The sequence below is a fragment of the Staphylococcus sp. HMSC14D10 genome (assembly GCF_001808125.1).
Classification (GTDB): Bacteria; Bacillota; Bacilli; order Staphylococcales; family Staphylococcaceae; genus Staphylococcus; species Staphylococcus haemolyticus.
The window spans coordinates 187,068-194,566 of record NZ_KV792266.1; the positions used below are offsets into that span (position 1 = coordinate 187,068).

The 7,499-nt window shown below is 34.0% G+C and carries 6 protein-coding genes; 3 read left to right on the forward strand and 3 right to left on the reverse strand.

What is annotated here, in order from left to right; all coding sequences use genetic code 11:
- Positions 1-20: 20 nt before the first annotated feature.
- On the reverse strand, positions 21-656 hold the full coding sequence (locus tag HMPREF3134_RS10115; protein WP_011274932.1) for an ABC transporter permease: 636 nt from the start codon (positions 654-656) through the stop codon (positions 21-23).
- Complete coding sequence (locus HMPREF3134_RS10120; protein WP_016930761.1) at positions 656-1,963, reverse strand: betaine/proline/choline family ABC transporter ATP-binding protein; 1,308 nt, start codon at positions 1,961-1,963, stop codon at positions 656-658. Before HMPREF3134_RS10120 ends, HMPREF3134_RS10115 begins: the two co-directional genes overlap by 1 nt.
- Before the next feature lie 431 nt (positions 1,964-2,394).
- Here HMPREF3134_RS10120 and HMPREF3134_RS10125 point away from each other — a divergent pair, with 431 nt between their 5' ends.
- Positions 2,395-3,438 carry a 2,3-butanediol dehydrogenase gene (locus HMPREF3134_RS10125; protein WP_011274930.1) on the forward strand — a complete coding sequence of 348 codons (1,044 nt, stop codon included), beginning with the start codon at positions 2,395-2,397 and terminating at the stop codon, positions 3,436-3,438.
- Positions 3,439-3,533: 95 nt separating this feature from the next.
- Here the strand turns inward: HMPREF3134_RS10125 and HMPREF3134_RS10130 are convergent, their stop codons facing one another.
- The gene (locus HMPREF3134_RS10130) at positions 3,534-4,133 is read right to left on the reverse strand and encodes a YdeI/OmpD-associated family protein (RefSeq protein WP_011274929.1); all 600 of its coding nucleotides are present in this window, start codon (positions 4,131-4,133) and stop codon (positions 3,534-3,536) included.
- A gap of 185 nt (positions 4,134-4,318) precedes the next feature.
- Here HMPREF3134_RS10130 and HMPREF3134_RS10135 point away from each other — a divergent pair, with 185 nt between their 5' ends.
- Together HMPREF3134_RS10135 and HMPREF3134_RS10140 are read left to right on the forward strand one after the other, a co-directional pair.
- On the forward strand, positions 4,319-5,983 hold the full coding sequence (locus HMPREF3134_RS10135; protein ID WP_011274928.1) for an APC family permease: 1,665 nt from the start codon (positions 4,319-4,321) through the stop codon (positions 5,981-5,983).
- Positions 5,984-6,110: 127 nt separating this feature from the next.
- Positions 6,111-7,460 carry a carboxylesterase family protein gene (locus HMPREF3134_RS10140; protein ID WP_033079727.1) on the forward strand — a complete coding sequence of 450 codons (1,350 nt, stop codon included), beginning with the start codon at positions 6,111-6,113 and terminating at the stop codon, positions 7,458-7,460.
- Positions 7,461-7,499 lie beyond the last annotated feature (39 nt).

Consider the following 7,499-nt stretch of genomic DNA (forward strand, 5'->3'; position numbering starts at 1 on the left):
TTAAAATCCTCCCTTTGTATTTATCTAGATACTTTAAGCCCTTTAGGCACGGCCCACTTTTCAATTAAAGAAAGTATGAAATCGACAAGTAAAGCCAGACACGTTACAAGAATTGCAGCACTAATAATCATTGGTGGCTGATATAAATTTAATCCGTTAAAGACTAAATCACCGAGTCCACCAGCGCCAACGTAACTAGCTAATGTAGCCCAGCTGATTACGTATACACTTGATAAACGTATACCACTAATTATAAGTGGTAAGGCTAATGGCAATTCGACATCTTTCATTAACTGCATCTTAGTCATACCCATACTTGTTCCAGCTTGGATGATATTCTTATCAATATTTTGTACCCCTAGAACTGTATTGTTTAAAATTGGTAACAATACATAAATGAACAATGCGACAATTGCTGGCGTCTTACCTACACCAAAGATTGGAATCATAATGGCTAATACTGCTAACGTCGGAATTGTTTGAAGCACACCCGCTATCGTTAACACTACATTTGCAATACGTTTCGTCTTAGATAATAAAATGCCTAACGGAACCGCAACTACAATCGCAATTAATAACGCGATAATTGATATGTAAAAGTGTTCTATCGTTTTCGATACGAGTTGGCTTCCATATTCTTGGAAAAATTGGCGCATTAACGATCAACTCCCGAATGGTCAGAATCCTTCACATCATGTGTGTCTAATCTATCTGTAACATCTTTTTGTTTCGATGTAGCGTCATTATGACGGTCTTCGGCATGTTCATTTTTTTCAATGTTACCTAACTCATTTTCACGTTCGACATCATTCATGTGCGAATCAGACAATGTCATCTCATCATCTTCTTCACCCCAAATAGAGTCATAGACAATGTCAACAAGATTAGAACGTGTAATTAGACCTATAAGTGCATTGTCATTATCAACGACTGGTACGTTTCTAACATTTCTCTTTAATATCGTACGTACGGAGTCTTGTAATTTAGAATCAATATGGACTTTGTAAACATCTCGTTGCATTGTATCAATTAATTCCTTACGTTGACGTAACCCTTGGTTAATATCTTCAATATCTAGGAATCCAAGTAAATGATGATGATTGTTGACTACAAATATTGTGTCAACACGTCTTTGTCGCATAACATTGACTGCATCATTAAGAGTGTCGTTGGCATTTACCGTAACAGGCTTAATCATCGCATCTTCAACCGTTCTCATATTCGGACGATCTTGAATCAATCTATTCTGTCCAATAAATTCTCTAACAAAATCATTGGCAGGATTTCTAAGAATATTATCCGGTGTATCGTATTGAACAACTTTCCCTTTAGACATGATACAAATACGGTCTGCGAGCTTTATCGCTTCGTCCATATCATGTGTCACGAAAATAAATGTTTTCCCTAATTTCTTTTGAAGATCTTTAACTAAATCCTGTAAAGTATCTCTCGTAATTGGATCCAATGCACCAAAAGGTTCATCCATTAAGATGATATCTTGCTCTGCAGCTAATGCACGTACGACACCAATACGTTGTTGTTGACCACCTGATAATTCAGATGGATAACGATCTAAATAGTCTTCAGGTAAGTCTACTAACTTGATTAATTCTTTTGCTTTAGCATCCTTCTTCTCTTTAGACCATTTAAGCAACTTTGGTACCAAGACAATATTTTCTCTAATGGTCATATGAGGCATCAATCCAATTTGTTGAATAACATAGCCAATACTTCTACGTAATTCAACTGGATTCATATTTCGAACATTCTTCCCATTCATTTCAATTGTGCCGTCAGTGGCTTCAATCATTCGGTTAATCATTCGTAAAGCTGTCGTTTTACCGCTACCGCTTGTCCCAATAAAGGCAATAAATTCACCAGATTCAATATCTAATGAAATATTATCTACTGCTTTTTTATTGCCAGAGTAAATTTTTGTTAAGTTCTTAATACTTAGCGTCATTATATTGCTCCTTCCTATTGTTGCCAGATAAAAAAGCTCATAAAACAAAAAGGCCAGTAGTCCCATTGTTAAACAAATACGTAATAAGTTAAACAAGAGCCTCATGGCCTTTGCTTCATAAAATTTTAATTAATTCAATTTCAATATAATTCAAGTTTTTTCCATCTTTTATATCTATATACCCTATATAATTTTTTGAAACATTTCTTATATGAAAAGATTAAAAAAATTCACAATTACATTTTTTTAAAGTTGTTTCAAGCATGATCAAGTTAAAAAACTGTCGAAAATAAAGTTGCTCACAATAAAATTCATCAAATTGTCAAACTTTTCTAAGTAAATAATTTGAAGCTGAATTCAAAATTGCATTCCAAAATTAATAGTATTAGTCTATAGGTGTAATAAGTATTTATTGAAGGGATGTTGTAAAAATGAAAGCAGCAGTATGGTATGGTCAAAAAGATGTTCGCGTGGAAGATCGTGAACCTAAGCAATTAAAAGACAATGAAGTTAAAGTAAAAGTTTCATGGGCAGGTATTTGCGGAACTGATTTACATGAATACTTAGAAGGACCAGTCTTCATCTCTACAGATAAACCTGATCCACTACTTGGACAAAAAGCACCTGTTACTTTAGGACATGAGTTTGCTGGTGTTGTTGAAGAAGTTGGTAAAGACGTTACTAAATATAAAAAAGGTGACCGCGTAGTTGTTAACCCAACTGTATCTAAACACGAGAAAGATGAAAGCGTTGATTTATATGATGGCTATTCATTTATCGGTTTAGGCTCTGATGGTGGCTTTGCCGAATTTACAAATGCGCCAGAAGAAAATGTATATGCATTACCTGAAAGTGTATCTGATAAAGAAGGTGCTTTAGTAGAACCTACTGCAGTTGCGGTTCAAGCAGTTAAAGAAGGTAAATTATTATTTGGTGATACAGTAGCAGTATTTGGTGCTGGCCCAATTGGTTTATTAACAATTGTTGCAGCTAAAGCAGCTGGTGCAAGTAAAATCTTCGTATTTGATTTATCTGAAGAACGTTTAGCTAAAGCTAAAGAAGTCGGCGCTACGCATGTAGTTAACTCTGGTAATACAAATCCTGTAGACTTTATTAACGAACATACAGAAAATGGTGTAGATGTTACATTTGAAGTTGCTGGTGTTGGTGTAACATTATCTCAATCTGTACAAGTTACGCGTCCAAGAGGTACAGTTGTCATCGTATCAATCTTTGCTCATGCAGTAGATTTCGATCCAATGTTATTAACTAACTCAGGTGTTCAATTAACTTCTACAATTGCATACTCTCCTACTACATTCCAACAAACAATTGATTTAATTGCGAACGGTAGTTTAGATGTTAAGAGCGTAGTAACAGATGAAATCGAATTAGAAAACATTGTTGAATCTGGATTCGAACAATTAGTAAACGATAAATCTCAAGCTAAAATTTTAGTTAAATTAAATGGTTAATTGACTATCTAATTTGAACTATTGTTAACATCATTTAAAAAGCATTTAATCTTCATCTTTAGCGATGTTGATTAAATGCTTCTTTCATTCTAAATCTATTTATCGTGCATCCCTTTACCATCAAGAATATGATCAATATATTTTTCAACTCTGCTTTGTCTTGTTTGACTACGCTTAGCTTGTGAAATGTGATATATGTATTGATGCTGTCTACCAGGCGTTAATTTGTAAAATGCCTCTTCTAAATTAGGATTATCATTGAATGCTTGCTGTAATTCTTCAGGTATTTCATAGTCCTCTGTCTTCTTCATTTCAACTTTCTTGCCATCCTTTTCAACTTCAATGGCTTCATTAATATAATATAAAATTTCATCTCGACGTTCTTTAATTTCTTCCAGTGTTTTAAAGCGTATCTGTCTTGCTGCTTGAACTCGCTCTGTTTGTTGAATTAGCGTTTCATATTTATCTTCTATAATTGCACCTTTATGAAATAGTAACGCTACATAATGTTTAAAACCATGAATCGTTATAACATTTTTATCATTAATGGTATATGTTGGATGCATCCATTTATATGCTTCTTCTAATTCTGACTCATCAAATATTAAATTTCTTAAATATTGATAAGATTCCTTCCATTGACTTTCTTTTTCTAAAAAAGCTAATACCTGTTTATCGGATTGTTTCTCTGGCACCTTAGTCACCTCATATCATTAGTTTGATAACAATACAATCATTATATTATTTAAGTCAATAAATAACTATTAATTACACAATCATTTGTAAATTTACAAAATCATGAATTGACTAATGAAATGATAAGCGTATAATTATAACGTATCATTTTTGATGAATATTAAAACAACATAAAGGAGTATTTATGGGACAAAATAATAACGAAGGTAAGATCAATCTGGTCCAACTTGTATTATTAGGACTAGGAAGTTTAATTGGTTCAGGTTGGTTATTTGGTGCATGGGAAGCTTCTTCTGCAGCTGGTCCTGCAGCCATTTTATCTTGGATTATCGGGTTTATAGTTATAGGAACGATTTCTTATAACTATATCGAAATAGGAACAATGTTTCCGCAATCTGGTGGTATGAGTAACTATGCTCAATACTCACACGGTTCATTGTTAGGATTTATTGCCGCATGGGCAAACTGGGTATCATTAGTTACTATCATTCCAATTGAAGCAGTATCTGCTGTACAATACATCAGTTCATGGCCATGGGATTGGGCAAAACCAACTTCTGCATTAATGCATAATGGTTCAATCAGTACGACAGGATTATTCGCTGTCTATGTCATTATCATTATTTTTTCTTTATTAAACTATTGGTCAGTTAAATTATTAACGTCTTTCACTAGTTTAATTTCGTTCTTTAAATTAGGTGTACCGTTACTAACAATCATCATGTTAATGCTTTCAGGTTTCGACACTAGTAACTACGGTTCATCTATTGGCGAATTTATGCCGTACGGTAGCGCACCAATCTTTGCAGCAACAACAACATCAGGAATCATCTTCTCATTTAATGCATTCCAAACAATCATTAATATGGGATCTGAAATTAAAAATCCTGAAAAGAATATTGCACGTGGAATTGCAATTTCATTAACGTTGAGCGCAATTCTGTACATCATACTACAAAGTACATTTATTACATCTATGCCACAATCAATGATTCATGAGCATGGATGGAGTGGTATCAACTTCAATTCACCATTCGCAGACATGGCAATCTTATTAGGTATCAACTGGTTAGCTATTTTGCTATACATCGAAGCGGTTGTTTCACCATTTGGTACAGGCGTATCATTTGTTGCGATTACTGGTCGTGTATTAAATGCAATGGAACGTAATGGTCATATTCCTAAGTTCTTAGGTAAAATTAATACAACTTATAATATTCCACGTGTAGCCATCGTATTTAATGCGATCATCAGTATGGTTATGGTGACCTTATTCCGTGATTGGGGTGTATTAGCCGCTGTTATTTCAACAGCAACATTAGTCGCATACTTAACAGGACCAACTACGGTAATGTCGTTACGTGAAATGGGACCTAAATTACACAGACCATTCCGAGGCACGATGTTAAAAGTAATGGCGCCATTATCTTTTGTACTTGCTTCATTAGCAATTTATTGGGCGATGTGGCCAACCACAGCTGAAGTTATATTGATTATTATTTTAGGATTACCAATTTATTTCTTCTATGAATATAAAATGAATTGGAAAAACACTAAAAAACAAATCGGTGGAAGTATGTGGATTATTGTCTACTTAATCTTATTAGCTTGTATGTCATTTATCGGTAGTAAAGAGTTTAAAGGTATTAACCTAATACACTACCCTTACGATTTCCTAGTTATAATTGTTTTAGCACTTGTCTTTTATAGAATTGGTATTACAAGCCACTTCAAGAGTGTATATTACAAACGCGCTAAGAAGATTAATAAACAAATGAAAGAAGATACATTGGAAGCAGAACAACAGGAACCTGAAAGAAAAGAAGCAATCCAACAACATAATGATTAATATTGTAAACCTAAGTGTGACTACGTTCATACTTAGGTTTTTTTAGAATAGAACAGTATTCAATATCTTTCAACTTATAAAATAATGCTATAGTTAAAGTAATTGATAAATGTTGGGTGATAATCTGATGGTAATAATTAATACGAAATATGGTTCTTTCGAAGGTTTGACACATAAGAATTTAGATTTATTTCTAGGCATTCCTTATGCATATCCCCCTATTGGACATCGTCGTTTTAAACACGCTAGTCCTATCTATAGTTATGATACATTGGTTGATGCTACACAATTCAGAGCAATCCCTCCACAACCATTCAATAAATTAGAAACTTTCTTTTCAACTACGAAACAGAAATTTCAACCTAATGAAGATTGCCTACATTTAAACATTTGGCGTCAATCTACTGGCAAAGCAAAGAAACCTGTAATCATTTACTTTTATGGTGGTGGCTTTATAAATGGTCATGGTTCAGCAGAATTATATACTCCAGAACATATTGTTGAGCAATATGATGTCATTGTGATTACGTTCAACTATCGATTAGGTGCATTGGGATTTCTAGATTGGTCTTACTTTAACGCGCACTACGATAAAAATAACGGTCTGTCTGATCAAATTGCGGTATTAAAGTGGGTTGCACATTTTATTAAGTATTTTGGTGGAGATCCTGACAATGTTACATTATGGGGTCAATCAGCAGGCAGTATGAGTATTCAAGCATTGATGCAGCAACCACAACTTGACCACTATTATCATCAAGTGATGTTATTAAGTGGCATATTGCAGTTAGATTCAGCAAAAACTGGCATGATGAAAGCACAACATTTTGATGATTTAATGCAACAACACTTTTCCGGAAAAAGTATAAACGATTTAGATGATCAAGCAATTCTACAATTAATGGCATATGACGCGGAAGCACGTGGCAAATCTAAAGGCTTAGAATTGATATATCAACCGATTAAAGATAGCAAGATGTGTAGGCCTCTAACTGAATTCAACAAACCCATTGTATTAAGCTATACGAAAGATGAAGGTGATTGTTATATCCGAAATGAATCACGAAAACTGAGCCCTCAACGTTTCGTTGATGTCATGAAATTAAATCATATTCACGTCGATTTCAGTCGTGTTCAAACTGGAAAACAACAAGCACATGTCGTGACGGAATTATATTTTAAACAGCCAACATTCACGTTACTTCAACAAATGAGTAATAATTCTTATCGTTGGTTGTTACGCTTTGATTGGGCTCGACCTGAACATGTTCATTTTGCAAGTGCTTATCATATTTTAGATTTAGTCTTCTGGTTCGGTAAGATGGATATACTACAGGGTCACTCTATTAAACTTTCAAACAATGAGTTCGAATTAAGCAAACGTATGATAAGTGACTTAGTTCATTACGCTAGAACAGGCACCATGCCCTATGAACCTTACTCGATAAATAACTTAGAACCACATGTAAATAAATAAAGAAAGGGAGTGGGACAGAATTCTTTTTAAATTCGTCGT

What these genes read in the sequence shown, in the direction of transcription:
- HMPREF3134_RS10135 (WP_011274928.1), top strand. Translation starts at nt 4,319, where the DNA reads ATGGGACAAAATAATAACGAAGGTAAGATCAATCTGGTCCAACTTGTA.
- HMPREF3134_RS10140 (WP_033079727.1), top strand. Translation starts at nt 6,111, where the DNA reads ATGGTAATAATTAATACGAAATATGGTTCTTTCGAAGGTTTGACACAT.
- HMPREF3134_RS10120 (WP_016930761.1), bottom strand. Translation starts at nt 1,963, where the DNA reads ATGACGCTAAGTATTAAGAACTTAACAAAAATTTACTCTGGCAATAAA.
- HMPREF3134_RS10115 (WP_011274932.1), bottom strand. Translation starts at nt 656, where the DNA reads ATGCGCCAATTTTTCCAAGAATATGGAAGCCAACTCGTATCGAAAACG.
- HMPREF3134_RS10125 (WP_011274930.1), top strand. Translation starts at nt 2,395, where the DNA reads ATGAAAGCAGCAGTATGGTATGGTCAAAAAGATGTTCGCGTGGAAGAT.